This window comes from Mesorhizobium sp. M4B.F.Ca.ET.017.02.2.1, from assembly GCF_003998955.1.
In the GTDB taxonomy this organism is placed as follows: domain Bacteria; phylum Pseudomonadota; class Alphaproteobacteria; order Rhizobiales; family Rhizobiaceae; genus Mesorhizobium; species Mesorhizobium abyssinicae.
The window spans coordinates 1-26,525 of sequence record NZ_RZOF01000048.1; the positions used below are offsets into that span (position 1 = coordinate 1).

Annotated in this window: 22 protein-coding genes and 5 pseudogenes; 6 read left to right on the forward strand and 21 right to left on the reverse strand. The window is 58.5% G+C overall.

The window, feature by feature from the left end; genetic code table 11:
• Positions 1-380 precede the first annotated feature (380 nt).
• The 10 genes from EN738_RS08990 to nifH form a co-directional block, all read right to left on the reverse strand.
• The gene (locus tag EN738_RS08990) at positions 381-1,679 is read right to left on the reverse strand and encodes a SidA/IucD/PvdA family monooxygenase (RefSeq protein ID WP_126057653.1); all 1,299 of its coding nucleotides are present in this window, start codon (positions 1,677-1,679) and stop codon (positions 381-383) included.
• A gap of 846 nt (positions 1,680-2,525) precedes the next feature.
• Positions 2,526-3,398, reverse strand: coding sequence for a universal stress protein (locus tag EN738_RS08995; protein WP_126057652.1), 873 nt, complete (start codon positions 3,396-3,398; stop codon positions 2,526-2,528).
• A 93-nt stretch (positions 3,399-3,491) separates the two neighbouring features.
• Positions 3,492-4,307, reverse strand: a complete 816-nt coding sequence (locus tag EN738_RS09000; RefSeq protein ID WP_245455311.1) for a response regulator transcription factor — start codon at positions 4,305-4,307, stop codon at positions 3,492-3,494.
• On the reverse strand, positions 4,304-4,783 hold the full coding sequence (locus EN738_RS09005) for a NifX-associated nitrogen fixation protein (RefSeq protein ID WP_127283383.1): 480 nt from the start codon (positions 4,781-4,783) through the stop codon (positions 4,304-4,306). Before EN738_RS09005 ends, EN738_RS09000 begins: the two co-directional genes overlap by 4 nt.
• 17 nt (positions 4,784-4,800) lie before the next feature.
• On the reverse strand, positions 4,801-5,298 hold the full coding sequence (nifX, locus tag EN738_RS09010) for a nitrogen fixation protein NifX (RefSeq protein WP_126057650.1): 498 nt from the start codon (positions 5,296-5,298) through the stop codon (positions 4,801-4,803).
• Positions 5,264-6,646 carry a nitrogenase iron-molybdenum cofactor biosynthesis protein NifN gene (gene nifN, locus EN738_RS09015; protein WP_126057649.1) on the reverse strand — a complete coding sequence of 461 codons (1,383 nt, stop codon included), beginning with the start codon at positions 6,644-6,646 and terminating at the stop codon, positions 5,264-5,266. The genes nifX and nifN overlap by 35 nt, the downstream gene beginning before the upstream one ends.
• 8 nt (positions 6,647-6,654) lie before the next feature.
• Positions 6,655-8,130 (reverse strand): nitrogenase iron-molybdenum cofactor biosynthesis protein NifE, encoded by a 1,476-nt coding sequence (gene nifE / locus EN738_RS09020; protein WP_126057648.1) that lies wholly within the window; start codon positions 8,128-8,130, stop codon positions 6,655-6,657.
• A gap of 61 nt (positions 8,131-8,191) precedes the next feature.
• Positions 8,192-9,733: a nitrogenase molybdenum-iron protein subunit beta gene (gene nifK / locus EN738_RS09025; protein ID WP_029356526.1), complete on the reverse strand. Its 1,542-nt coding sequence runs from the start codon at positions 9,731-9,733 to the stop codon at positions 8,192-8,194.
• 129 nt (positions 9,734-9,862) lie between these two features.
• Positions 9,863-11,365, reverse strand: coding sequence for a nitrogenase molybdenum-iron protein alpha chain (gene nifD, locus EN738_RS09030; RefSeq protein ID WP_024505262.1), 1,503 nt, complete (start codon positions 11,363-11,365; stop codon positions 9,863-9,865).
• An 86-nt stretch (positions 11,366-11,451) separates the two neighbouring features.
• The gene (nifH, locus tag EN738_RS09035) at positions 11,452-12,345 is read right to left on the reverse strand and encodes a nitrogenase iron protein (protein ID WP_024505261.1); all 894 of its coding nucleotides are present in this window, start codon (positions 12,343-12,345) and stop codon (positions 11,452-11,454) included.
• A gap of 580 nt (positions 12,346-12,925) precedes the next feature.
• Between nifH and EN738_RS09040 the strand changes: the two genes are divergently transcribed.
• Complete coding sequence (locus tag EN738_RS09040; protein ID WP_245466524.1) at positions 12,926-13,489, forward strand: type II toxin-antitoxin system prevent-host-death family antitoxin; 564 nt, start codon at positions 12,926-12,928, stop codon at positions 13,487-13,489.
• An 889-nt stretch (positions 13,490-14,378) separates the two neighbouring features.
• Here EN738_RS09040 and EN738_RS36150 read toward each other — a convergent pair.
• From EN738_RS36150 to queC, 5 genes and pseudogenes are all read right to left on the reverse strand, one after another.
• Positions 14,379-14,575, reverse strand: a pseudogene (locus tag EN738_RS36150) (7-carboxy-7-deazaguanine synthase QueE); the annotation flags it as partial.
• A 160-nt stretch (positions 14,576-14,735) separates the two neighbouring features.
• Positions 14,736-15,487 (reverse strand): annotated as a pseudogene (locus EN738_RS09055) (carbonic anhydrase).
• A gap of 846 nt (positions 15,488-16,333) precedes the next feature.
• Positions 16,334-17,059 carry a 7-carboxy-7-deazaguanine synthase QueE gene (gene queE, locus EN738_RS09060; protein WP_164747234.1) on the reverse strand — a complete coding sequence of 242 codons (726 nt, stop codon included), beginning with the start codon at positions 17,057-17,059 and terminating at the stop codon, positions 16,334-16,336.
• A gap of 5 nt (positions 17,060-17,064) precedes the next feature.
• Positions 17,065-17,421, reverse strand: coding sequence for a 6-carboxytetrahydropterin synthase QueD (queD, locus tag EN738_RS09065; protein ID WP_063169374.1), 357 nt, complete (start codon positions 17,419-17,421; stop codon positions 17,065-17,067).
• Positions 17,421-18,119, reverse strand: a complete 699-nt coding sequence (gene queC / locus EN738_RS09070) for a 7-cyano-7-deazaguanine synthase QueC (protein ID WP_091599584.1) — start codon at positions 18,117-18,119, stop codon at positions 17,421-17,423. The genes queD and queC overlap by 1 nt, the downstream gene beginning before the upstream one ends.
• 128 nt (positions 18,120-18,247) lie before the next feature.
• Here queC and EN738_RS09075 point away from each other — a divergent pair.
• Positions 18,248-19,037 (forward strand): annotated as a pseudogene (locus EN738_RS09075) (HlyD family efflux transporter periplasmic adaptor subunit); the annotation flags it as partial.
• A gap of 58 nt (positions 19,038-19,095) precedes the next feature.
• Positions 19,096-19,352, forward strand: a pseudogene (locus tag EN738_RS09080) (cysteine peptidase family C39 domain-containing protein); the annotation flags it as partial.
• A gap of 260 nt (positions 19,353-19,612) precedes the next feature.
• On the opposite strand, the gene EN738_RS09085 reads toward EN738_RS09080, so the two are convergent.
• Entirely contained in the window at positions 19,613-20,386 is a 774-nt protein-coding gene (locus EN738_RS09085) for a serine protease (protein ID WP_164747232.1), read from the reverse strand.
• Between the two features lie 220 nt (positions 20,387-20,606).
• Between EN738_RS09085 and EN738_RS09090 the strand changes: the two genes are divergently transcribed.
• Positions 20,607-20,897 carry a hypothetical protein gene (locus EN738_RS09090; protein ID WP_126057644.1) on the forward strand — a complete coding sequence of 97 codons (291 nt, stop codon included), beginning with the start codon at positions 20,607-20,609 and terminating at the stop codon, positions 20,895-20,897.
• Here the strand turns inward: EN738_RS09090 and EN738_RS35395 are convergent.
• The 5 genes from EN738_RS35395 to hisC form a co-directional block, all read right to left on the reverse strand.
• Positions 20,894-21,229 carry a hypothetical protein gene (locus EN738_RS35395; protein WP_187331497.1) on the reverse strand — a complete coding sequence of 112 codons (336 nt, stop codon included), beginning with the start codon at positions 21,227-21,229 and terminating at the stop codon, positions 20,894-20,896. The two genes, EN738_RS09090 and EN738_RS35395, sit on opposite strands and share 4 nt — an antisense overlap.
• 44 nt (positions 21,230-21,273) lie before the next feature.
• On the reverse strand, positions 21,274-21,603 hold the full coding sequence (locus tag EN738_RS36155; protein ID WP_245466525.1) for a helix-turn-helix domain-containing protein: 330 nt from the start codon (positions 21,601-21,603) through the stop codon (positions 21,274-21,276).
• Positions 21,489-21,995, reverse strand: a complete 507-nt coding sequence (locus EN738_RS36890) for a Crp/Fnr family transcriptional regulator (protein ID WP_348628643.1) — start codon at positions 21,993-21,995, stop codon at positions 21,489-21,491. Before EN738_RS36890 ends, EN738_RS36155 begins: the two co-directional genes overlap by 115 nt.
• 173 nt (positions 21,996-22,168) lie before the next feature.
• Positions 22,169-23,203, reverse strand: a complete 1,035-nt coding sequence (locus EN738_RS09105; protein ID WP_091599482.1) for an LLM class flavin-dependent oxidoreductase — start codon at positions 23,201-23,203, stop codon at positions 22,169-22,171.
• 27 nt (positions 23,204-23,230) lie between these two features.
• Entirely contained in the window at positions 23,231-24,427 is a 1,197-nt protein-coding gene (gene hisC / locus EN738_RS09110; RefSeq protein ID WP_091599485.1) for a histidinol-phosphate transaminase, read from the reverse strand.
• Between the two features lie 1,183 nt (positions 24,428-25,610).
• Between hisC and EN738_RS09115 the strand changes: the two genes are divergently transcribed.
• Together EN738_RS09115 and EN738_RS09120 are read left to right on the forward strand one after the other, a co-directional pair.
• Positions 25,611-26,144, forward strand: a complete 534-nt coding sequence (locus EN738_RS09115; RefSeq protein ID WP_029356553.1) for a peroxiredoxin — start codon at positions 25,611-25,613, stop codon at positions 26,142-26,144.
• Positions 26,145-26,213: 69 nt separating this feature from the next.
• Positions 26,214-26,525 (forward strand): annotated as a pseudogene (locus tag EN738_RS09120) (RNA polymerase sigma-54 factor); the annotation flags it as partial.

Sequence of the window (26,525 nt, forward strand, 5' to 3'; positions counted from 1 at the left end):
ATAGCGCTGAGCGGGCGAGCGGCTTCGGGGCGGGCGCAGGGGCTGGGTAGACTGGGCCGGACTCACCTAACTCACCGGGTCCAGCCACGACATGCATCGCCAAAGGCAAGGACCCTCCCCGCTGACCGCGGGCTCAGCCATGGCCGCTGAGGCTACCGCACTCTTCGTCAGTGCCGGTTTTCTTCTCAAAAGTCCGCGCAATTTCGAGTGAACGTAAGGATTTAACGAGCGTAGGGGAAAACGTCCGCAGAATATACGATGTGCCTCAGGGCCCGAGTGCTTATTCGGTCAAGATGATCTGGGCTAAGGCTCCCGCCTTCGCCGCAACGAAGGCGTACATCATTCCCTGGATGCCACCGCCAATGAACAATAGTAGACCATTATATCCCGCTGCCCATTTCTTCGGCTACGAGGTCGGGCCGGCGCTCGATCAACGTACGGCTGATGAAGCCCAGATGCTCGGGATTGGTGCATGGCGCGCGCCCCAGAAGGCTGTCCAGGATGCGGCGCGCTCGCCAGGCCAGCAGGCCAAAGTTCGGATCAGCCAGCCCGCGCTGTCCAAGGCAGGCGTTCTGAACGAAAAGGCGTCTGTCTCGCGGTCCGTCCCAGTACACCGAAAAATCCTCGCCGATGGCGAACTCATTGCCGATCTGCTCGAGGCGATCTGCGATCGGTTCCAGGAAGTCCGGCAGCGCGTTCTCGTACCCCGTGGCCAGGATGACGATGTCGGCGGTTACTTCTCCGATGTTATCCATGCCGCGCTGCAGCGTGAGCCTGTGCCCCGCCCCTGCGTTGATGCAGCGCGACACGTTGCAACTTGGCCGCAGTGTGATGTCGCATTGGTGTGGCTCGAGAAAGGCGTGGTGGTAGAGCGCCTGATAGACCGCGCGCAACGTGCTCTCTGAAATCCCGTCGGAGGCAAGCGCGAAACGCCGCAGGAACAGCTGGCGATGCACCTCGCTCATGGCCGCAAAACGATCCGAAAAGCAAGGCGTGAACAGCTCGTTTGTGAACGGGTGGTCGTCGAAAGGCATCTCGCGCGTCAAGACCCAAGTGATCGCCGCGGGCCGCCGTTCTTTCGGCCGGCCGACAAGGTGCAGCAGCAGCTCGGCTCCCGACTGTCCGCCGCCAACCACGCAGACATGCTTTTTGTGCACCTCAGGATGGATATGCGCTAGGTCTGATGAGTGGAACAGGTTGGGTCCAGTCCAGCCATGAAACTGAGGCGGAATTTGCGCCTGCTTGCCTATGTCGATGACGAGGTTTCTCGCATCAAGGACCGCGTTGTCCGTCCGCACGCGAAACTCGCCGTCAAAGCGGATTTCGCGAACTGCCTCGCCGCCACGGACAAGCGGATTCTTCTGGAACGCCCAGTTGAGATATTGGGCGAACTCGGCTCTGAGCACCCCGTGAAATTGCGCATTGAGGAAATGGTAAAGACGCCCGTTCTCGTGGAGGTAATTTACGAATGTGTAGGCTGATCGCGGATTGACCAGAGTAACCAGATCCTGGAAGTGGCCGACCTGGAGCTCCGCGCAATCGAAAGCGCTGCCTGGATGTCCGCGGAAATCGACCTGCCGGTCCAAGAACAGTGCCCCTTGCGCAATCTCTTCCTGTATCTGACACGCAAGGCTCAAATTAGACGGCCCAGCACCGATACCAATGCAAAAGAGGTCCACTTATCCTTGCTCCTCTAGGAGTGTTTCCCAACTCAGCGGCATGTGCGCGGCGACCGCCAGGCATTGAGCATTGCGAACCTCACAGGCATCCTTGAGCCGCGGTCCCGACTGAGAGGAAGGCAAAAGCCTGCGCGGCCTTCCAGATCTTGGGCTCAATGGGCGACATCGACAGCGGGCACCGCATCATCCGAACCCAAGAGCGAGAAGGACCGCGTGTGATGCTGTCGCGCAGCTCTCCGGATTTTACGGCGGCTCCTAGCGGCTGCCTCCACCCCAGGATTGGCTGTTTCCCGGTTACGACGGAAGCGGCTCTTTCTTCGAGGGGCGTAACCATGGATAACGGCTCGTAATGCGTTCGTAGACTGCCATGCATGCAGCGTGCCGGATAAAGAAAACGTCAAACCAACGAGTTCGCGTAATTCCAGCTCGTCTGGAACCCGACATTGTCGCACGCCCGACGATCGGGCAGAGGAAGCTCCGCGGCAGCGGCCCTTGCACACCGCAGGCCTGACAGGGGGCAGCCGCCGATTTGACCCGCGTCCGGGTACTGATCAGGGGCCTTCCAACAGGGTTCGCGCCCCGAGGCGGGGGTCCCCTGGTACACCCGCCCTGTGGCTTGGCTGCGGTCTGCTGCAGCCGTTCGTCTTTACTGCCCGTTACAGACGATCTCGCACGAGTTGGATGCACGAGAGCGTCCTGAAGCAGTCGAGGCGTCCGGTTTGGCTCTGACAAGCGTCGCAAGATGTTCGCGGATCCAGCCATGTCTCCGCAATCCGACCGGTAACCGACGACGACTTCGGACTGGTTGGCGGTCCTACGACCTGATCGGTGTTCCTACGGAACTGATCAGCGAGCCAAAAACAGCGGCAATGTGGTCTTCTCAAAGCTCCAGCTCGGCGGACCGCCGAAAATCCGCTCACGCAGCCGACGGCTGCCATAAGCACCCATGACTATCATGTCGGCGCAGGTGTCGGCCGCGTGCTGCGTCAGCACTGTGGCCGCCGATTTACCGGCGCTCTTAAGCAGGTCAACCGAGACCCGAGCACCGTGCCGAGTAAGATAGGCAGCGATGTCTGCTCCAGACTGCGCACCTTTCCCGTTGTTTTGCGCCTTCGGATCGACCATAGCGACACAAACTTCCTCAGCAGCGGATAGGAGACTAAGAGCTTCCCGAACCGCACGCGAGGCCTCTACGCGCGAATCCCAGCCGACCAGCACGCGTCGAGGCGACAGGGTCGCCTTAGCGCCCTTCGGCACGATGAGCACCGGCTTTCCGCTATCGAACAAGCAGCCGTTGACAACAGGAGGTCCGAGAGTCTCATCGTTGAGGAGGTCCGCTCCAACGATCGTCAGGTCAGCGCAGAGCGCCCGCTGTCGCGCCACTTCACCGAGGCTAGCCGGATCGCAATAGTCGGTGTCAACGTCACAGGAAAGCGACATAGCTTTCAGCCGTTTGAGGATATCCGCGGACCGTCTTTCCATTCTGGTCACGTCCTGTGAAAATTTCTCGATTTGCTGAAATCGATAATTCGGTACTGCAATTGCCTGTGCACGTCCCGTACCCCACTCGAGGGGCGGAGACGACATCAAGAGCAATGGAGGCGGTATAATCAGTACGGATAGGTGCGCGCCGACCTCGCCACACAGTCCGGCAGCTGTTGTGAGGTCCTCATCAGAATGATCAGCACCCGTCACACAGAATATGCTTTTAAATTCCATTTGCCTGCTTCTCTTGGTCTTCGTTAGGAGCGTCTGCGGCAACACCGCTCTCAGCGGAGGAAGAGAGAGCGGCACCACATTCGACCACCGATTTCAGTCGTCCGGCTTCTCGAGCGAGTAGCCGGCCGACCTGACGGTGCGAATGACGCTGCCGGGCAAGGCCGTTTTCAGCGCCCTCCTGATTCGGCTGATATGGACATCGACGGTGCGTGCACCGACATGAATGTTGGGCCGCCAGGCCGCCCCGATAAGCTCGTCCCGGCTGAAGACCTTGCCGGGGGCCTCAATCATAAGCCGCAGCACGTTGAACTCGATCCGTCCGAGATGGATGTCGTGGCCATTACCGCGAACCCGATGGGCATCGAGCTTCATCTCCAGGCCTCCACAACAAATCCAACTGTCGTTTTCAACCCCGTTCGAACCACGCTTGGTCAGCCCGAGCCTCGCCCGCAGGCAGTCGAGCAGCTTGGCCGGAGCCACCGGCCGCACAAAGCTCTCAACGCCTGCCTTCAAGAGATCGAGGTGCTGGTGCTCGGCGCCAGGCGCGATCAGGGCGATGATGGGCAGGTCGGTGGTGCGCGGTTCCCGCTTGAGGTGGGCGCAAATTGCGGACCCGTTTATGCTGGCTGGGTCGCAATCCAGCACTACGGCCTGAAGCTCCCGTTGTTCGGCCAAGGCCAGCGCAGCCTTCGCGCCGTCTGCCGTCTCACTGCTGAAACCGTCCACCTCCAGTATGTGACTGTAGAGCAGATAGAACTCGGCATCTTGCGAGCAGATCAGGACCAGCGGCTTCTTCATCGGCGATACCCCAGCAACCTGGTCGGCCTCGAGCCCCTGGATCGAGGGGGCTGGCCAAAAAAGTTTCTCGCGTCCGTCATGATGGCCTTTCTCGAAAATCGCGCCCATCATGCCAGCGCCACGTGGGGAAAGGCTTCGATGACTGCAATCCCATCGTCGACCAGCTTCGTACCGGCCGTGGCGAGCTTCAGGAGCGTCTCGAAGCCAAACCGGTGGACATCGCGCAGCGTTTTGGACAAAACGACCAACCGTCCGGTCGTGAAAAGCACCCGACCAAAACCCTCATGGCTCACCTGGATCATCGGCGATGCCATAAGGCCGCAGCGCTCCTCGATCGCAAGCCCGATGGCGGCGTAGTACTTGTCGAGCCTCCACAGCACGTCCGGATCGGGATCTCCGATGATCGGGATCGCTCGGCGCTGTTCCTTGGTAATAATGAAGTCGCCCAGCAGCTCGGCGTCCGCTTTGCGTTCCCACGAGCCATAGGAATCCTGAGCACGGATCAGCCGGACGAGGCATTTGACGAACGGGGTGCAAAGAGCCGCCTCGTCTTCGGCGACGGCTGGGGGGATTGCGGGGTCAGACATTTGGCGTCCTCCTCTTTTCAGTCCTCGTCCTCGAAGGACGGTTTCGTTTCGGCAACGCCCGCTTGCGCCAGCACCTTGCGCAGCCAGGGCGGAGGACACGTCCTGAGCATCATCTGCGTGCGCAACAGCACCTCTTGGATGGATTGGGGCTCCGCCACTTTGATCGGGTGGATTTTTGCCGCGACAACCTTGGCTGCCGAAGGTCCGCCAATCGCCAGACAAAACAGCAGATGACAGCCCTTCAGCGCATCCACCTTGGGCGTGATGCGGTCATCGCCCTCGGCCCGATGCTCCCCGCTTTCATCCGAAACGTCATCGAAGGCCACGGCTTCGACGAGGTTCCACTCCTCGCGCGTCACGTCGTAGACAGCAAAGCGTCTGGCCGACCCGAAATGGGCGTTGAGGTCCTTCATGTCCTGAGTGGCGATCGCGACGCGCAATGCGCATGCACGTTGTTCCGGCATCGGTGCGAAAACCTCATTACTGACCAGCGAGAGGCGGCGAACAGCGTTCATCTGATATTTCTCGATTACGGAGTGGATCAAGCGCCTCAGGAGTGGGCGCGTGTTGGTTGGCCTGGAAGATGTTGGCGACCTCGAAGATCAGGTCGCGGGTGCCCTGATAGAGAATTGCGAGCTTGTGCTGGCTGCCTAGTCGATCGAAGACCGGGAACCCGATGCGCATGAGCGGAATTCCGAGCCGCTCCGATGCTTGGCGCCCGTGCGAATGCGTGACAAGCAGGTCAGCACCGACGGCAAGACTTTCCAGATCGCCGAGATCGCCGATCTGAACCGAAACCGCCGGGACTTTCTTGAGAATTTTAGACCTGTCGGTCGTTGTGACGGCCGCGGCTATCTCGGAGCCGAGGCCAGCAAAGAAGGCTGCGAGTTGGAACAGCTGGTCTGGTTCGGCAGCGATGGCAATTTTCTTGCCGCCGAAATGGAAATGTCCGTCGAGCATCGCGTCCTGCAATTGCGCCCGGCGCCGGCGCACGCGGGCCGGTACCGCCGCGCCCGAAATCGCAGACAGCAGCGACACGAAGCGGTCCGTGTCCTGCAGCCCAGTCAGTGACTGGAACAACACGTAAGGCACGCCGGTCAACCCGTGCAGCACTCTCGCCGGACGGCGCATGTGCTCACCGATGGCGATGCATTGCATGGCCGTGCCCAACTCGCGAACGTCCTCGACGCTGGTGCCGCCGTATGTAGTCGCTACCCAGCGGTCAGGAACCGTACCGTCGAGCGAGCCTGAAATGTCGGGCAGAATAACCGGCTTGAGCCCAAAGCTTTCAACCATGTCACGCATATGCTCGACGTCGGCGACAGTGAGGTTGCATCCGGGCAGGATCGCGATCTTCTTCGGCTGCCGCGCACGTTCGCCCGAGCGTGTAATCCCTTTGATCATTGCGGTGACTGCCCTGGCCCAGCCCTCTTCGATCGCGCCGTCAAAATCCGGCGTGTTGGCCAGCACGACCTCCGTACCCGCAAGCTCTTGCGTGTGCTTCAGCTTGACGTTGGCGATATCACCCGCGCAATCTTCGCCACGCGTCTCCACGAGCGCGGTCGTGCACACCCCGATCAGCTTTGGCTTCGTGCGGTTCTTGAGGTTGAGGATCGCCTCTTCCAGATGGTCGGCTGCGCCGAGGATGGTCGCCACCTCATCCATCGCCGTAGTCTGCAAGGGAATCGCTTCTTTGAAGTGCCGCACGAAGAGAACGAGCGCAAAGCTTGTGCATCCCTGGCTGCCGTGGAACAGCGGCATCGCACCGTCGACGCCAAGAAAGGCAAAGGCGGCACCCAGCGGCTGCGACGACTTCAGCGGGTTGACCGCAGCCGATTTGCTCTGGAGAAGGATGCGGGCCATCGGTCGCCTCAACACTCGTGTGCCGTCGCGCATGCGAATTCATCAAACAGGTACGCGGTCTCGTTCCTCGTGCACGGCAATTCGCCTATCAGATCAGGCTGGCAATCCCACGGGGCCGGCTGGCGCACCTGAGACCAGATCGGATTGTGAATGGCGAGGTCGATCTGGCGTACGAGTTCCACCATGCCGTCATAGCCGGCATAAGGATGCTGGCGCTCCTGGTTGATATCGAGCCAGGGCGTCTTGGCCTTGAGCGCAATGAATTGCGTGCGACCGCCCGACAGCATGATATCGGCCCTGTGTTCAGAGAGCATGGCGTACAGCTCGCGCGCAGCCATGGATTCGAACATGTGCTTGTCGTGCTTGAGAACTTGTTTGATGCGCTCCTTGTCCTGCACCGTAGATTTCTTGACCGAGGTGCCGACGATCTCGATTCCGATCTCCATCAGCGCATGGACAACCGACCAGGACTTCACACCGCCTGTGTTGAGCAGCACGCGCTTGCCTTGGAGCCTTTGCCGGTAGGATTCGAGTTTCTTCCACGCGATCGCCTCCTGCTGCGCGATTAGCGTCTCTGTGCGCTCGAGGATCTCCGGATCGGCGCCCTTCCTCACCAGCAGCCTGACAAGGTTGCGAAGAGCTTGCGATGTGTCGGAGATGCCATAGAAGGAGCCCTCGAAGAACGGGATGTCCCAGCGCTCCTCCATCTTGCGGGCAAGACTGATCAGCGCGGTCGAGCACACCATCATTGCCGCCCGGGCGCGGTGCGCGGAAGCAATGTCGCGGTAACGCGCATCGCCGGGAATGCAGGCGCGCACCCGGATCCCGAGCCGATCGAGGAGCGGCTTTACAAGCCAGAATTCGCCCGAGAGGTTGAATTCGCCAAGGATGTTGATGTCGTAGGGCCCAGAGTCGTCGGGTTCGACCGTGCCGATGACATGATCGAGCAACGCCTCGGCGGCGAGCTTGTTGCCGAGGTTCTTGGAGCCTGCCAGGCCAGGCGCATTGATCGGCACCACGGCCAAACCGAACTTTTCCGTGGCGCGTTTGCACACGGCCTCGATGTCGTCACCGATCAGCGCCGTTACGCAAGTCGAGTAGACGAAGATCGCCGGCGGCGCGTATGTGTGCTTGATCTCGCGGATCGCCTTGAAGAGTTTCCGCTCGCCCTGCCCCATCACCAGGTCGAGTTCGGTGAGGTCGGTCGTGAAGCTTGTCCGCCACAAGGTCGGTCCTGACGAAACCGCACCACGGTTGTCCCAAGAATTGCCCTCGCAGGCAAGCGGCGCATGGACCAGATGCGCAACGTCGGTGATCGGCTGCAGGACGATCTTGGCTCCGTCAAAGGCGCAGCCGCCGGCTGCCGCCCCTGGTGTCAGCGACTTCGAGCAGCCCTCCTTGCGCGCCTTGGCATCTTTGCCACGGTTCTTATCGCAGGCGGGCTCATCGAAGGCGTCCTTGATTTTGGCGCTGAGGGAGGACATTGCTCAGCCTCCCCAGTCCATTGGGCAAGGAATGGCCTCGGCGAAAAGCCGGCCACGGCTCTTAGCGCGTGAGGTCATAGGAATAATCCGTCACACCCGTCTCGCTCGTCTCGCGATCGAGTTTGTCGAAGATCTTGTCGAGGATCGTCGTAAGCACGCGCAACGCGCCCTGGTAGCCAAAGAGCGCAAAGCGGTGATGATGGTGCCGATCGAAGATCGGAAACATCAGCCGGATCAGCGGCGTTCCGGTGTCGCGCTCCAGGTACTTGCCGTAGGAATTGCCGATCAAAAGGTCCACCGGCTCGGTAAAGAGCAGTGAGCGCAGCGCCCACAGGTCCTTGCCCGCCCAAACCTGGGCAGCCTTGCCGAAAGGCGAGGATGCTAGCAGCTTCTTCAAATCGGCTTCCCATGCCGAGGTGCCATTGGTGGCGAGGCAATGGGTTGGCTCGCCGCCGGTCTCCATGACAAAGCGGGCCATCGCGTGAACGAAGTCGGGATCGCCGTAGATGGCGTATTTCTTACCATGCAACCAGGATTGGCTGTCCGCCATGGCGTCTACCAGTCGGCCGCGCTCGAGGCGAATTGCCTCGGGGATCTCCTTGCCGGAAATCGCCGCGACCTCCATCAGGAATTCGTCGGTCGCCTGAACGCCGAGCGGATAGTGGAACGAGGCCGTCGCCTGCCCGACCTCCTCGCAATAGCCCAGCGTCTTTCGGGTGTTGTGATGCTGCAGCGAAAGCGTTGCCTCGGCGTTGAGGGCCTTCTTCACCTCGTTGATCTTCGTGCCCCCGTCATACATGCGGTATTCACCGTCCGAAGGCGTATCGAACTGGTCAGAGGCATCCTGGATGAATGTGTAGGACACGCCCATTACATCGAGCAGGCGCTTGAGCTCCCGGTTGTTGCCGACGCAGAAGCCGTCGAAGCCCGGAATGATGTTGATGGCTCCTTCGACTTGCGTACGCTCCTGGCCTTTCCAGAAGTGCTCCAAAATGCCTTTGACCATGTTGTCATAGCCGTCGACATGACTGCCAACGAAGGCCGGCGTGTGGGCAAAGGGCACGTCGAAGTCGCGCGGGACTGAATCTTCGTCCTTGGCGTTCTGGATGAAGCTGTGCAGGTCGTCGCCAATGACCTCTGCCATACAGGTCGTCGACACGGCAATCATCTTCGGGTCGTAGAGCTGGTAGGTGTTGGCGAGCCCGTCGACCATGTTCTTCAGGCCGCCAAACACCGCCGCATCCTCGGTCATTGAGGAGGAGACCGCCGCGGCAGGCTCCTTGAAATGGCGCGACAGGTGCGAGCGGTAATAGGCGACGCAACCTTGGCTGCCGTGGACGAAGGACATGGTTCGTTCGAAGCCGGCGGCAGCGAATACCGCACCCAGCGGCTGGCAGGCCTTGGCCGGGTTCACGACAAGCGCTTTGCGGGCGAGGTTCTTTTCGCGGTATTCCCACGTCTGGGTGAAATCGCGCTGATCGGAAACGATCTCATCGGGGTGCGGACATTCGAAGTTTAGCTTCTTCTCAGCGAGCATCTTTCTGTATTCCGGCTCGCGGAACAGGGGAGCGTGATCGAGAATTTTTTCAGCCGACTGCGGCATGATGATTACCTCTTTTGCATCTGGCTGCGCGGTACGGCAGCTCAGGACGTCAAGACGTTCCAGGCTCCGGCGGATCAGAGGCCGCGGGAGTTCACCGTCTCAGTGGGAGACTGGGGCTAAAGCAGATGTTTATTCGGCAGCCATCGCCCGCTCATCGCCCCGGCTTCTTTTCCAAGGCGCGTGGAATAGGTCCCAGACCGGGTTGTTGATGGCGAGATCCACATCACGTGCGAAAATGGCAAAGCCATCGTACCCGTGATACGGGCCTGAATAATCCCAGGAATGCATCTGGCGGAACGGTATGCCCATCTTCTGCACCGGGTATTTTTCTTTGATTCCCGAGCCGACCAGATTTGGGCGAATCCCTTCGATGAATTTCTCCAACTCATAGCCGGTCACGTCATCATAGATCAGCGTGCCGTTCTTCACGTAGTGGCCGGTGCGCTGATAGTCGTCGCTGTGGGCGAATTCATAGCCGGTGCCCACGATGACCATGCCGAGGTCCTCGTAGGCCGTGACGACGTGGCGGGGGCGCAGGCCGCCGACATAGAGCATCACGGTATTTCCTTCCAGGCGCGACAGGTACTTGGCGATGACCGCATCAACAAGCGGCCTGTACTTGGCAATGACCTTTTCGGTCTTTTCCTCGATTTCCGGCCCAAAATGCTTGGCTATGTTGCGCAGAGAGGCTTCGATCTGGGAGGGACCGAAGAAATTGTACTCCATCCAAGCGACGCCATACTTTTCCTCCATATGCCGACAGATGTAGTTCATCGACCGGTAGCAGTGGATAAGATTGAGCTTAGCCTTCGGGGCGCGCTCGATCTCTGCGAGTGTGGCGTCACCCGACCAGTTGCCGACCACGCGCAGCCCTATCTCCTCAAGCAGTATGCGCGAGGCCCAGGCATCGCCGCCGATATTGTAGTCGCCGATGACGTTGACGTCGTAGGGGCCGGCCTCGAACTTGACATCCTTTTTGTCGAAGACCCAATCCCGGATCGCATCATTGGCGATGTGGTGGCCAAGCGACTGCGAGACGCCGCGGAAACCCTCGCAGCGTACCGGCACGATCGTCTTGTCATACTCCTTGGTCTTTTTGCGAGAAACCGCCTCGGTGTCATCGCCAATCAGGCCGATAGGGCATTCGGATTGCACGGTGATGCCGTTGTTAAGCGGAAACAAGACTTCAATCTCGTCAATGATCTGTTCCAGCTTCTTGTCGCCGCCGAAGACGATGTCCTTCTCCTGGAAATCGGAGGTGAACTGCATTGTCCCGAACGTGTCGACGCCCGTCGTACCGACGTAGTAGTTGCGGCGCTGCGACCAAGAGTATTGGCCGCAGCCGACCGGGCCGTGCGAGATATGGACCATATCCTTGACTGGCCCCCACACCACGCCTTTCGAACCCGCATATGCACAGCCGCGAATCGTCATCACCCCGGGAATGGACTTGATGTTCGATTTGACGTCGCATTCGGAAAGGACCTCGCTTTCCCCGCCAGCCTCGTTGCCGCTCTTTGCGACGTTGAGGTGCTTCTTGCGGCGCTTCGCCGCCTTGTCGGGATAATGCGACAACACCTCTTCGATAAGCTTCGCATGAAGAGCACCGTCATTCTCGTATTCCCGGCTCATGAGTCCCCTTTCAAGGTTGGGTGACGCCTCAACGAATAGGCGCCGTTCTCTGCAAGGCGCGCCGATTCATGGCAGCGCTAATGTCACTACTGGGCCGCCGCCTTCGCCGCTTCCTTGGAGTGAAGCTCGGCAAGCATCTGCTCGTCGGTCTTCATGATGCCGAAGTCGAGCAGCATCTCCTCCAGCTCCTCCATGGTGATCGGCGTCGGGATCGTACCCTGGCCCGAATTGGCGTGGATCTTCTCGGCCAGAGCGCGGTATTCCCCTGCCTGCTTGGAGTCCGGCGCGTACTGGATCACCGACATCTTCCTGAGTTCGGCATGCTGGACGATGTTGTCGCGGGGCACGAAGTGGATGAGCTTGGAATTCAATCGGCCAGCCAGTGCTTCGGCCAGATCGAGTTCACGGTCGGTTTGACGTTCATTGCAGATCAGCCCGCCCAGCCGCACACCGCCCGAATGGGCATATTTGAGGATGCCCTTGGCGATGTTATTGGCGGCATAGAGCGCCATCATCTCGCCGGACATGACGATGTAGATCTCCTGGGCCTTGCCTTCGCGGATCGGCATGGCGAAGCCGCCGCATACCACGTCGCCGAGGACGTCATAGGAGACATAATCGACATCGTCATAAGCGCCATTCTCCTCGAGGAAATTGATCGAGGTGATGACGCCGCGGCCGGCGCAACCGACACCCGGCTCGGGGCCGCCGGACTCCACGCACTTGATGCCTCTGTAGCCGACCTTGAGCACGTCCTGGAGTTCGAGGTCTTCCACCGAACCTTCCTGTGCGGCGAGATCCAGGACGGTATCCTGAGCTTTCGAATTCAGGATCAAGCGTGTGGAATCGGCTTTGGGGTCGCATCCTACGATGAGGATTCTCTGCCCGAGGTCGACAAGGGCGGCGAGCGTATTTTGGGAGGTGGTGGACTTGCCGATGCCGCCTTTGCCGTAAAAGGCGATCTGACGCAGACCTGACATAATAGCTTTCCTTCCTTCGTTCTAATCATCGCGACTGCCCGCGACACAAGTGCCGATAGGCAGCTCGTGCCGCCTCACACCAAGCATCGCAAAAAGCGTACCAGCGTGATCGGCCGATCCGAGAAGAAACTTCGTTATTAAATTCCAGCCACTTAGACGGCGGCAAAACGCGCGAGCGGGCCTTTCAGGCGTCTGTCACGGACACGACAAAGCCGACACAGATTGTCGTGCGCCATCGAAACCGCCCTGTGTCGAGCTCGAAGCGGGATAATGGGGAGCTAGCCCAAAGCTGATGGCGAGACCATCGGAAGACGTCGGCTATTGTCTTTCCAGCCTGCGGTCGCTGGATGAGCAGGAGCCTGGGGCTTGACCGCCGCGCGGAATAGTTCAGGCAGGCTTGCGGAGCGGGAACGCCGGCGGCCGATAGACATCCGCGCTTAACCTTTCATAGCCCGTCTACGAGTTGGTTCCGCCGACGCGCTATATCGAAGGCAAATAATTCAGTACCTTAGCACGAGATCATTGATATTTTCAAAAAGATACGTATTATACGGATATAACGGATTATCGGGACAATTCTATGTCGGTCATTAGCTCGGTTGAATTTCAGCGCAACTTAGGGGTGTATCAGGACAAGGCGCTAGCGGAACCCGTGATCATCAGCAAGAATGGCCGCGAACGGCTTGTGCTGCTTTCGGTCGATGAATACCAGCGCCTAAAGGCGCATCGTGACGGCACTAGCGCGGGGCCTGAGAACGCAGCCCCCCCTGCTTTGCAGAGCACGGCGCACTTTTCACTTAAGAACCAAATACCAACCGAGCCACTAAGGGAATTGCTGTCGCACTTTCATTCGATCAAATCTGCCTTCGTGTACGGTTCAGTCGCCAAAGGCACGGACACAGAACGCAGCGATATCGATTTGATGGTGGTCGGCGATAACCTGAACCTCTCTGAACTTTATTCAGCCGCACAAAACGCGGAACTGAGACTAGGCCGAAAGGTCAGTCCGACATTTCTGTCGCCGGAGGAATGGCAACGAAAGGCGTCGCAGAAAGGGTCGTTTGTCCGAAAGGTAAGTACCCTTCCAAAGATTTTCCTCATCGGCTCGGAGAAAGATTTACAAGCGTGGGCAAGCAAGAACTAGACAACCTCGTAAAGATTGGGCTGATGAAAAGTGAGCCCCCATCGCTGTCCGAATATGACGGCATGCTGGGTGGCGCCCGCAAGAATTTAACTGACGCACAGAAAGGTCTCGACCCCGACAGCCAATTCACTCTCTTATATGGAGCTGCGCATCGGCTTGCCCTGGCAGCCCTACGCCGCGAAGGCTATCGCTCGGACAATCGCACTTCGGTGTTTCAAGCGCTCGTTCATACCGTCGGAACCGACAAGGCTGACATTCAGATTTTTCTAAAGCGCACAACGAGCGAAACCTCTCCGAGTACGAGGGGCACACAGACATTGATGCCAAATTGCTAGCTAACCTTATTGAGTGCACCACGAGGCTAGAGGTTTCGGTTGGCAAACTAGAACCGCCAGAAGATGACGAGTGAGCGGCAACCGAACGCGCGGGCAAGGGGTTGCGCCTTTTCGTTGTTGGTCAGCACGGTGCGCCACTACGGCTTCTCGAGAACGCTCACGATGTAAGTAGCCACCCGCTTGTCTGCATAGGGCTAATATGCACCTGGTCATGATAGATGGGCATACTGCCCCGCGGGGAGAAAGAGCGAGGGCAAACGGCGCTATGTAGACAATGAGTACAACCGCCGAACCCATGGCCGGCGCCATCATGCGCGTGAGACCCCGTTGTGGGCGAGGCTCGCGACTGGCTGCACGATCCTAGCCGGCCTGCTTGCCATTGAGTTTGGTCCCGCCGCGGTAGGCTGCGGCATCAAGGGCAACATCAGCTACAACTTGACCTCTGCATGATGAGAGCAGCTTTTACACCAGGTGCGCAGCACATGTCTTTAACGAACGCATCGCCTTCAAGAATATAGAGAGCAATTCGGAAAACCGAGTAGTTGGCGGCGAAGCTAAGAGAAGGTATACACCGCCCTCTTGTTACCCCAGAGTAGAACGTGCAGCTGCGGCAAGACGCGGGCTTCGAACCACCTGTCGCTGGTCACCTTTTCGGCCAGCTATTCCATGCGCATCATATTCCGTCGGACTCGACAGAGACGTCTTCATTGCCACGGCGGGGCGGCGTGTGATTGCCGGGTTGCAGACAAACCTCGCCGCGACGTCTTTGGGACGAGTGGTGCCGGCACCGAATCCCTATCCTTTAGACTAGCCAGCTTGGGGAGCGCCGTCAGACCGCCAGACCGGAAGAGGAGGCTTCGCGCCAATTTGTGCCAAGAATGTTGGACCGTGCGGAACCGCTGGGGCGGCGCTCAACTCTGGCGCAGGATGAAGCGTCGATTGGGTGAATGAAAAGGGCGCGCGTTCACGGGTAAAGTGAGGTAAATCGCTGGATGTCTGCCGGATCAACGTCAACCGGTTCCATCGCCACCATCCACTCGACGTTTTCGGCGCACGGCGGCGTCGTCAGTGAGCCCTCATAAGTCCAATAGCCAAGCGACGCTGGCAGAAGCCAGTTGGGATTCACCTCGTCGATCGTAACCTCCCCATTCGGCAGTTCGGGAAAGGCCGCAGCAAGGGCAGCAAAGCTGGCATTTGTCGCGCCGGGCGTTAAAAAGACGCCCAGCACGCCCAGAGTACCACTTTGCGTGTCCTTGTGAACGAAATGCACCTCCAGCGGGAAGCTCTTGCCCGCCACGTGATGTTCGCTTGGCGCATGGAAATGGAACTGTACCAGTTCGTAGACACGATCGCCGCGGGTCAGCGTGCTGCCTTGTGGCATATTGATTTGAATGGTGTGGCCGTTGTTCACCATATTGCCGCCGCCCTTGTGCCAGCCGATGGCGATATGCGGGATATCCGCCTTGACCGCGCTGTTGATATCGATCGGCGATTGCTGCGTGCCGGCAGAGCATACGAAATTTTTCTTATCCAGATCAGCCCAGTGCTCCGGTCCGACCGGACCGGTGTATCCCCAATGGGCACTGGTCGCTTGGGCGGCTTGAACGCAAATCCGGCATGCGCCGAGCGCAACCAACCCTTTGATCAGGTGACGACGATACATATTGCTTTTGCTCCTCTTGCGAACTGATGTTGGTGGCTGCCCTAATGGACCCGTGATGGCCAATCGGCGCGGCCACTATTGTCCTTTGCAACTGACGGATGCCCGCATGCCTTGGCGTGCTTTTATAAGTGCGGCTGCCGTTTCTCGGCCGGCCGGCTTCTGCAGCCCGCAACGGACGCAGTTTCAACCAGCTAGACGATAAAAATTCGAGCAGACCAGCGCTTGACCCCCGCCGCAAAGGCACAGGCGAAGGTGATCACTGCGCGGCTCGCCGTTCGCGCCTGAGGCCGCATCGCTACACTTTACACTCGCCGCCCAAGGAGACGCAGGCGACCCCAATACGTTTTCATCGCTACTCCTGACGCAGCCGACGACGCCACGAAGACGTTGCTATATTTCACGTCGGGCCAGTGAGGAAATCGATCTTCTTTATGGAAGGCATTTACGCAATGGATGCATTCCCATGCACATCGCCGTTCTGTTTAGCAGCTGCCGTTGACCGGCGGGCCAGCCCCGTTGGGCGTTCTGGTGTCTGACAGTCGAGCGTCAGGCCGGACAATGAGATACATCGATAAGAGCTGAACAAGGATGAGGGGATGACGTGCTTGCGACGGAGGAAACAGTCAAGCAGGTGGGGCGAGAAGGCCAGTTCTTGCGGATTTCAACTTTGCGTGACGACAGCTCATCGGAGTCAAGGTGACACACGCCGGCAGCGGGTGTCCGGGCGGTTTCCAGCCGCACAATCGCGAGACCGCTGGCGCGAACAAAGCTCGGCTGTACTCGGCACGCGAAGAGAGCCTGCCAAGCCGTCGGAGCCCGGCCTTCCGGTGCGACGCAAGCCGCAGACTAGACCGCCCTCTTGTTACCCCAAAGCAGAACGTGCAGCTGCGGCAACACGCGGGCTTCGAACCACCTGTCGCTGGTCACCCTTTCGACAAGCCATTCCATTCGCATCATTATTCCGTCCAAGTCGACAGAGGCGTCTTCACTGCCGGGGCGCGGCGGCGTGTGATTGCCGGGTTGCAGATAGATCGGAAGGTGCGGATATCGCGCCGCGACTTCTTTGGCGTAGGCATAGTCACTCTCGTCGAAAACGACGAGCTTGAGCACGATTTGCGGCTTCTCTTGCGCCGCTTCGAGGCACGCCTCAAACGCAGCCCAACGGGTCGTCATTTCGCTGGACGGCGGCTTTGGGCTAAGGGTCAGCACGTCAAGATCCGCAAACCACTCCCTCACCACGGAACCCTGCGTTTCCAGTGCAAAACGATAGCCCTCGCGATGGCCTCGTTCTATGAGGGGACCGAACGGCTGAATGGCCGGGTTGCCGCCTGACAAGGAGACCATAACCGGCCTGCCGCCGGAAAGCGCATGGACGGTTTGCCACACGGCATCGATCGGCATCGGTAGCCATTCATGGCGATACTGATTGTCCACCGCGTGAAGGCTGTCGCACCATGAACAGCGATAATCACATCCGCCGGTTCTGATGAACACCGTCGGCAAGCCGATGAGCACGCCCTCGCCCTGGATCGTCGGCCCGAATATCTCGCTCACACGGATTACGGGATGCATGTCGGTCACGGACGGTATTCCGCCCAAGTTTTCGGTGTTTCGCTAACGCGCACGGCCGCGGTCTGCGGCAGACGTGCCTTGCACCATTCATAGAAATGTCTGGCCAGGCATTCCGCCGTGACCTTCTCATGTCCCAGCACGTCGTTGAGGTGCCGATGGTCGAAGCTCTCGTCAATGTAGCGTTTGAGCGGCGCCAGATCGTGATAGTCGCGCACGAAGCCGTGGGCGTCCAGTTCCTTGGCCGACAGCTCCACTACGACGACATAGTTATGCCCGTGCAGGCGCGCACATTGATGGTTGGGAGGCAAGGAGGTGAGCTGATGCGAGGCCGAGAAGTGGAATTCCTTGCTGATGTGGAACATTACGCGCGCCTCCTGCGCAGCGCCTCGAGCCAGAAATCGGCGTCCTCGTAGTCGGTGGGATCAGCGTGCCCGGCGAGATGGAACGCTTCGCGCCGCTCGACGCAGGTCCCGCATCGTCCGCAGTGACGCACGCCGCCCTTGTAACAGGACCAGGTCTCGGCAAACGGGGTGCCGTATCTTGCGCCATCCGCAACAATGTCAGCTTTTCCGAGATTCACATACGGTGCATAGAGGCGTATCTGCGCATAGCCGTCGAGCGCGCGGTCTTGCATTGTCTGGAAAGCTTCAATGAAGGCCGGACGGCAATCGGGATAGATGAAGTGGTCCCCACCATGCATGGCCGCCGCCACCGCTTCGGCGTTGTGGGCGGCGGCGAGACCGAAGGCGATTGCCAACATGATGGCATTGCGGTTCGGCACCACCGTAATCTTCATCGTGTCTTCGGCGTAGTGGCCGTCCGGCACGTCGACACTGTCGGTCAGCGCTGAGCCGGAAAGGCCACGGCCGATTTCGCCGATGTCGATGATCTGGTGCGGGACCTTCAGTCGCTGCGCGCAAAGAGCGGCGAAGCCCAATTCCTTCCTGTGCCGTTGGCCATAGTCGAAAGATAGAAGGCCGGTGAGTTCGTGCTCCGCTGCCACCATGTGAGCAAGGGAAACGGAGTCCAATCCGCCAGAGCAGACGGCGAGAGTCTTCATCATTGGTATCCTTGTTTTGACCGGGTAAGGCTGCGACCGGAGATTTCTCTGCGCCCCCACTACTCCAGCGACTCAATTTTGTGAACCGGGAGAATTTCCGCACAGCCCGATTGGAGCGAGCATGGGTCGCAAGGAGCGATCTTGCCGGTGATCTCGAAAACCTGATCTCCTCCGGCACGCAGGCCAAGGACCCGATCCGCCTCTCGACCGAATCCGCCAAAGCTGACCGCGCGCATTTCCTCAACTTGTTGCGGGAAAACGAATACGCCCGCACCAATGCCGCAGCGGAACTCGACCGTGCCAAGCGACTGCTTTCGGCTTCTGCAGCGCCCGCGAAAACTGTTGAAGAAAAGACTTTCGCCCTCCACAACATTGAGCTCCAGGGCGAGATCCTGGCCCGGCGAAAAATCGCCGAATGAAACCAGCAACTCTTCGACATCAACCTGCGCCTCAAGGAGCTCACGGCCACTTTGCATGAGCTCGAGAACGAGCGGGATCTGACTCATATTCGAGCCCCAGTACTCTTGAGCAATTCTCAGGCCTCACTTCCGGCAGCTACGTACAGGCCGGGCAAAACGTCGGTTGGGTTTCGCCGGTACCGAACTGGTGGTGGAAATCTACGTTCCCCCCAAAGACATCGCTTTTGTGCACCCGGGCCAGTCGGTGCATATCCAAATCGATGCCTACAAACTACAATCAATGGGGTGTCACTGACGCCAAGGTGCTCAACGTGGCGCAGGACTCCATTCTCCACGGCGGGAGCCCTTCTTCAAGGTCCCCCTTGCGCTGTCTCGCAACCAACTCGTCCTTAAGAACGGGGGCATCGCTCACCTGAAGAAAGGCATTACCGTTTGGGCACGCTTTCTCGTTGCAGGCCGCACTTTGCTGCAACTCCTCTATGATAAAGTCGACGATTAGCTCAATCCGCTCTACGCGGGCGACTAATCTTCAATTTCCAGACAGTCAGCGAGCCGCCATGTCAAGCAAGGTCAGCAAGTTTAAGCAGCGCGATATCACCGATTGCGGGGCGACCAGTCTTGCTTGTGTCGCTGCCTTCTATGGCCACAAGCTGCTTTTGTCGCGCATTCGCCAGCATGCCTCGACCGACCACTCTGGCACCACTGTGCTCGGTCTCTTGGAAGCTGAAGAAGGCTTGGTTTCTTAGCCAAGGGCGTGAGGGGTGGCTTCGACCGCCTCGACAAAATCCCCAAGCCCGCTATCGCGCACGTCGTCATCAAATTTGCGTTTGGACTTGGCGTCATACAGTGCCGCTGGATAGAGCCCGCCGCCCTGATCTCCGGCGGGTCTAATCAGAGCCCCCAGCTCCGCTGATGAGCCAGGCGCGGGTGCCTCGGGGCTTCCTAGCCTGCACAGCCTTCATGGGACATGGTCAGGATACCTGTTAGATGAACTCCGATTAGTCTGGACATTCTGCGCGTTCGGATACGCGGCAACGTGAACTTTCCACCCTGCACGCATCCCGACTCGCCCCCTCAGTCACCGGTATGTTTCGTGATCCACTCGCGATAATACGACACGCGCGTATACACACCGTATGTCCTTCCGCAACCGGCCCCACTCGAGACAATTCCAACCAAGATAGGGTTTTTGCCATGGGCTTTGGTCAGAGGACCTCCACTGTCCCCTTGGCAAGGATCGGTCCCGCCGCTTTCGGTTCCGGCGCACATCATCCCAGGAAAGATCTCCTCCCCATATTTGCGGCTGCACGTTTTGTTGTCGACGTATGGGACCTTGCCCTCTCGGAGCTCTTCTGATTCCTCTCCACCATGTCGTGTAACTCCCTTACCCGTCACGGTAAGGAGCTCGCCATTAGGAATGTCCATCCGGGGGGTAGCAAGGGGAATGGCCACTGCGGGTAGCGTACTGCGCACCCGCACGAGCGCCAGATCATGTTTGAATGTCTTCGCGACATATTCTTCGTGAACAATAAAGTCCGTTACATCTAACGAAACGCCATTCTTCACAAAGGCCTCGACCTTGGTTGCACCCGCTAAACAGTGTGCCGCTGTGAGGATCCATTGGTCTCCGATCACCACTCCACCGCATAGATAAGATTTATCCTCTCTGACAATTTTATCCTCTGTGACAATATTGAGTTCGACGTACCAAGGATGCTCTTTAGACGTGGTCCGCTTGCCGCGGACGATATCGAGCCCGCCTTGTACAGAAGTTTGAGCATGGGCGTGTTTTCCACCAAAAAGGGCTGCGAGCGCGCAGAGGGCATGACGACGGGTGATGGGGGGCATCGGTTTCCTCGTACTATTTGCATTACATCGTGCGGCCGTGTGCCGTTGGCGCGCCACCCTGCCTGCCCACCCATTAGCTGGCAACCCTCGTCTCGGATGTGATTCAGAATGCCGCAGGCAAACATGCTTTGTCCTCGATAGGACGCTCTGGTTGCCGTGGGCGGACGACTTCTTCGGAAAGCGCGACGACGGCACGGGGTCCGTTATAGGCAGGCTCTCCATGCTGATGCAGCTCGAGACCCTCAGGGTTACTCGCCGCGCCGATGGCTCTCATGGCCAAGGCCGACGGCTCACGAAAATATGTCGGGGCCGCGGTGATCGGTCTGAACCGCGCCATGAAGGAACGGCTCTACGAGCGCGTCGCCGGATGCCCGGCCGGGCGCGCAAAGGAATTCCGATCAAGAAGCCGAACGCGCAGTGGATCAAGCCCGGCCTGGTCGGCCACATCAGCTTCCTGAAAGGCGAGGGCGGGCTGCGCCATGCCACTCTGACCGATGTTCGAGAGGACTAGTCGGCCCCGCAGATCGGTTCACCGGAAGGCATCCGAGCTGGCGCTCGGCGTTTTTTTAGCGCTTTGGCTGTTCGGGGTCGTCTGAGACAAACGACCCCGATGACCACGTCCATAACAGCTTCCAAGAGCGGCTTGCTGTCTTCGTCGCGGGCTTCAACGGTAAGGCGGCGGCAAATGACGGTGGGGGTGACTTCCCGCGCATAGTCTGTCAGCGCGGCGAAAGCCTCGAGCCTGACGGAATCCATGCCGCCGGCTAACCATGTCCCTTCAGTGTCGGAAAAGAGCCGATCATTGTTGCGTACGTCAAAATAATTAAGGGAAAGGGCGGCCATGTGATCTCCTATGGGCTCACTGCTGTCGAGGGTCCCTACAGCCTTCAGCGGAGTGGACTGCTACCGATAAGCCTTTCGTACTCGGCTTCCGGTGGGCCATAGCTGCCATCGGCCAGTTTGATCAGTCCTTCCCAATCACGGATGACGATCTTGCCGCACGTGGCGCGGATCAAGCCATTGCCTTCCAGGACCTCGATGGCGACGGTTACGCCCGGCCGCCTCACGCCGAGCATGATCGACAGGAATTCGCGCGTGAGTTTCAGCTCGGGGCCAGCGCGATCCTCACACAACAGCAGCCATCGGACGAGACGGCTTTCGAGCCCCTGGCGGGCGTTCGCGTGAGAGCGGTGTAGCTGGTCTGCACCATCAGGCATTGCACGAAGCGCAGAAGAAACAGCCGCAGGGTGGGACTTTGCTCGAGTGCCTCATGAAAGGGGGCTATCGGAATGCGCATCGCCTCTCCGGCGAGCTGGACGACGCAATCATGCGGCGCCAGATTGTCGCCGAGGACGACAACCGTTCCTGTCATGCCTTTGTGGCCCAGAATGCCGGCTTCGGCATCCCGGCCGGGCGCCATTTTGGCGATGATAGAGCCGAAGCCCTCCTCTATGAAGTACACGAAGTTGATCGGCCTGCCTTGCTGTTCAAGGCGATCGCTCAGTGCCAGTTCGACGTGCTCCAGATCCGGCGAGAGCAGGGACCCATCCTGCTGGTCGAGCAGGCCAAGAAGTCTGTTTCTGTATGGGGAATTTGCGGAGTGCGGCACTGCAACCGTCGCGGCAGGAATGTCATCGGGACTGAAATGGGCGAGGGCTGCAGTATCGCGGTCGGCGACCAAGCACCGGCCTAGTGTTTACGCCTGACACAAGAGTCCGGCCCCCACAACCGTTTCGGAATGAGCAGCAGCGCTGCCGCTGCTCCTCCAATCACACAACGGATTCACGATGCGGCAACTCGAGCCATGATTTCGGATCGAATGGTCGATGCGGTGTATAGCGAGGCATCCAGCGGCAAATCCCCAAATGCCAGTTGACACAGAAGATAATTAGCACCTGCCTCTTCCAGCTGATCAAGGAGAGCTTTTCGGACAGAAGCTGCCGTTCCCACGACGCACAATTCACTTTCAATTGCTGCATCGAAGTTCAAAGGCAAGTTTGGTGGAGTGGGAATGGCATTTAGTTCGTATAGAAATTTGAAGCTCTTGAGCCATCGTTCATAGGCAGGTGCTGCGAGCAAATACGCATCTGTTTCAGAACGCCCTATCACCACCATTCGGAGCAATCCAAGAAATGGCGCTTGGTGGCCAATGTCAGCATCGTGAATTCGGGCGGCGCGGAACGCGTCGGTAACGCTGCGAACAGAAGTGGAAGGTCCGACGCAGGCGATGTTTGCCCCATTCGCGGCGGCCCAGCTAGCCGGCTCGGGTCGATTGGTGGCGATCCATGTCGGCGGCTGGGGATATTGGTGAGGTCTCAACGTCAGCGGAACGTCTTTCAACTCAAAGTGGCGGCCCTCATAAGAAAGCGTCCCGCCTTTCATCGCATTGATGAGAATCTCGCTGGCCTCCGTGTACTGTTCTGGTGCTGCTTCTACAGCAACCCCGAAGTATCCCAATTCAGTCGGAGCAGAGCCGCGCCCTATGCCGAGTTCAAGCCTGCCGCCGCTCAACTGATCAAGCATGCAGATCTCCTCGAAGGCACGCAGCGGATGATAGAGCGCAAGTAGCATTACCATGGGACCAACACGAAGACTGCGGGTTCGCTGGGCGACGCTCGCTAAGAACAAATTCGGTGATGGACCTCTGCCATGTGGCGTACAGTGGTGCTCTGCGAGATGATACGCATAAAAGCCATAGCCATCGCACGCTTCTGCTAGGCTCAGCCGATCTGCATATTGTTGGGCGATGTCATCGCCGTTTTCGTCCAGATGATCGAAGATGCCGAAGGTTAGGCCCGAAGCGAAAATTTTCGTCAATTAATTATTCTCCAAATTACCTATGATTTATCCACTATTGGAAACATCATAACTTATAACACATCGACACTTATTACTTAATACATTTCCAATGCAATGTGAATTGACTTCATGCTTGCGCACACCGCGATTCCTCTTAAAGTTCATACAGACGTGTTTGGCGGCAGCAAGGAATTTGTCCATCTGCTCTGTGCTACCAATGCTGACGCGAATGCAGTTCTTCAAATCTATGTCAGGAAAGCTGGCGATGAGGATCTTCTGCTCTTTCAACGCGGCTTGCCAGCATGAGCCCTCCTGTCCCGCCGGCACACGGGCCAGCAAAAAGTTTGCGTGGGAGGGTGTTACGGAAAAGCCAAGTTGCAACAGCGCCAGGGTCACTCGCTGTCGTTCATGCTTGATGTGCCTGTGGTTCTCTTCGTAGGCGTGGCGATGCGCAAGAATGCTTTTCCCGACCGCCTGCCCGATCACGTTCATGTTGAAGACATTCTGGATGTTGCGCAGCCTGCCAATGATTTCTGGGTGACCGAAACCGAAGCCGACTCGCACGCCAGCGGCAGCATAGCTCTTTGAAAAAGTCCTCAAGATCAAAAGATTCGGATGTCTATTGACGAGGCGCAGGGCATGGTCGGGTGCGAAGTCAACGTAGGCCTCATCCAAGACGATCAAGCGATCTGCTTGCTCCACAAGGCGTTCGATTTCGGCCACCGGCACGAATGTTCCGGTCGGATTGTTCGGATTAGCCAACAGAATGAACTTCGCGTCTTTTGCGGGGCCGGACAGAAGTTTTTCTATCGGCAGGGGATGAGCTTCGCTCGATGCGATTTCGAGAAACTCGGCACCCTGTAACATGGCAAGTTTACGGTTGAACGAAAATCCGGGCGACAGCATCGCCACTGTATCTCCTGGGGCGAGGAAAGCTCTGTAGATGAGTCCGAGCAGTTCCGACGAACCGTTGCCGGCAATCACCTGATCTTTGGAAAATCCGTAAGCGTCGGAGGCAGCTGCCCTTAAGCTGAGATTGTCGTCTTCCGGATAAAGATAATGGTGTTCGATCGCAGCAATTGCACTTTGCATTACGCTCTTCGGCAACGGAAACGGGTTCTCGTTCGTATTTAGCTTAACGTAATTTGCATCCGTCGCTGGTCCGTTGGACGAGAGAGCATCTAATTTGCTGGCCACCGGCGAGAAGAGCGAAAGCACGGTCTTCAGTTTTGCATCGCACATGTTCTTCTCCGTTTTTCAGTCCCGCAGGGCATGTGACATGAGGCAATCGTTGATCGTGACTTGATCGACGTTCGGCTATGTCAGCGCTGCCTTCCCACCTTGGTGGGATCGCCGACCACGGTTTGGATTTGACACCGGGAAGCTGTCGAGAACCTGATGACGACCCAACGTGTGGCCGACGGCCGATTCGGCGCAACAGACGGTGTTTCAACATCGCATCGTCGTCAAAGCCGCATGCAGGGCCAGCACGACAGCCCGCCTCCAGCGCCCGCAGAAATAGGTGGAAACCGAGGTCTTGCCGAACCTCAGTTGCTCTGCCACCTCGCCCACCGGACTGCCCTGTTTACGGGTCAGGCGCAGGATCGTCCGGGTATCTTTGACGCTCGTTCGTCTTGCTTGCTTCCGTCTTGGCATGGGCTCTCTCGGTTCGCTGATGAGAGAGCCAAATACCGGCTCATCTGAGCATGAGACGCGGGCCTGACGATATGGAGCGTCTCTGGTGGCGCGCGTAGCCAAGAGGGTTCGCCTCGCTGGCGGGGCATGCAAGACGGCGCACCTCCTTGGCTATCCTGTCCCATCGTCTCAACGACTTCGCAGAGGTTGATATTCTGCAGTGACTTTCGTCTCGCTGCTGCACGGCATTGACGCTGGGAGCCATGCTCGCGTGGCGCAATTGTGCTGAAGAACGGTGCCCACGGCAACGTTTCTTAACCCGCCCCAGGTCCTGGCGTTTGGCTAATTTCCGACATTCGTGTCCGGCTTCGGACAAAGGCCGGGTTTGCCGAACGGAGTCCCACCCAATTTCCAGTGCTGCTTGAGCAATAATATCGACCGGCATTACTGCACAACACGAAAGTTGCTGCAAAAACCGAAGTGAACCCAAGGCATGGGGTCAATTGGCATGGCGCTTGCGACTCGGTCGCTAGAACGCAGTCAAAACCACGGTTGGAGACCATGCCTACCTCTCAAAGCTCGATAAAGCACGCGAGCAAACATTCCCCGTCCCCGCGGAAAACTGGAAGCTCGTCGCCGTTAAACGTCCCTGCTCGGGGGCGGTCTTGCACAAGACTGGTCCGAGGCAACCACGCCAGGGCGAAAGGCTGCCGGAACTGTCCACCGAAGTCGATGCCGCTTCAGTTTAACCGAAAAATGCACCGTACCACTTTGGCCTGGGAGCAAATCAATGACCGATAGAAAGAACGTTCCTCTCGTGACCTTTCGCACGCGTGTTCGCGATGAGTCGATCGGGGGGCCAAATCCTTATCGGTGGGAGAACAAGACCTCCGACGATTATTTCGGGGGCAAGCGCGTTATCCTGTTCTCGCTGCCTGGCGCCTTCACCCCGACCTGCTCGACCTTCCAACTGCCCGATTTCGAAAAACTCTATGATCAATTTCTGGAACTGCGAATTGACGCGATCTACTGCGTCTCAGTCAACGATGCTTTCGTCATGAATGCGTGGGGAAAGTCCTTGGGGCTGCAGAAGATCGAGCTGATCCCAGACGGGTCGGGCGAGTTCACGCGCAAGATGGGCATGCTGGTCGCGAAGGACAATCTGGGCTTTGGCATGCGCTCCTGGCGATACGCCGCTCTGATCGACGATGGCGTGGTGGAGCAGTGGTTCGAGGAGGAAGGCTTCTGTGACAACTGCGAGACGGACCCCTATGGCGTTTCATCCCCGCAAAACGTTCTCGACAAACTGAAGGCGGCGGCATGACCCAGAAGTGGCAAGTCTCACACAACCCCAGCACACACTAGAGCCTCCTCGGCAGATTACCGGTTCAACATGCATCTCTCAGCAAGCCTGCTTCAACGCCAGAAGCAACGTATGGTCTTATCGCCTCAAGCCATTGAAGCTATTCGCTTGCTGCGATTGACGCATACTGAACTCCATCAGCTCGTGGAGCAGGCACTCGAGAAGAACCCCGTTTTGAAGCCTGACCCGTTTGACGACGTTTCGCCGCTGTCAGGGGTGGATCAGCGGAGCAGTCAAAGCAGAAGCGAAATCGGCGAATCGCCCATTGGCGGGCCGTCTGGCGGGCGCGGGCAATGGAAGTCGCAACGCAGTAGCGGCAACGATCGACCTGCCGTCGAGGAG